Genomic DNA, 604 nt, shown 5'->3' with positions numbered 1-604 from the left:
CCCGCACTTTCGAGCTTCAGCGTCAGTTACGCTACTGTAAGCTGCCTTCGCAATCGGAGTTCTTCGTGATATCTAAGCATTTCACCGCTACACCACGAATTCCGCCTACCTCCCGCGAACTCAAGTCATCCAGTTCGCGCTGCAGTGCCACGGTTGAGCCACTACATTTCACAACACGCTTAAACGACGGCCTACGCTCCCTTTAAACCCAATAAATCCGGATAACGCTCGGATCCTCCGTATTACCGCGGCTGCTGGCACGGAGTTAGCCGATCCTTATTCATAAGGTACATACAAAACACCACACGTGATGCACTTTATTCCCTTATAAAAGAAGTTTACAACCCATAGGGCAGTCATCCTTCACGCTACTTGGCTGGTTCAGGCTCTCGCCCATTGACCAATATTCCTCACTGCTGCCTCCCGTAGGAGTTTGGACCGTGTCTCAGTTCCAATGTGGGGGACCTTCCTCTCAGAACCCCTATCCATCGTCGCCTTGGTGGGCCGTTACCCCGCCAACAAGCTAATGGAACGCATCCCCATCCTTTACCGTAAACCTTTATTCGCGTCATCATGCAATCACGCGCAACCATCCGGTGTTCAT

1 rRNA gene is annotated in these 604 nt (G+C 51.7%); it reads right to left on the bottom strand.

Annotated elements, in window-relative coordinates:
• Positions 1 to 604, bottom strand: a 16S ribosomal RNA gene (locus C1A35_RS35690); the annotation flags it as partial.

This window comes from Ensifer adhaerens, assembly GCF_002940685.1.
Lineage (GTDB): Bacteria > Pseudomonadota > Alphaproteobacteria > Rhizobiales > Rhizobiaceae > Ensifer > Ensifer adhaerens_E.
This window is presented reverse-complemented; position numbering and strand designations above follow the sequence as displayed.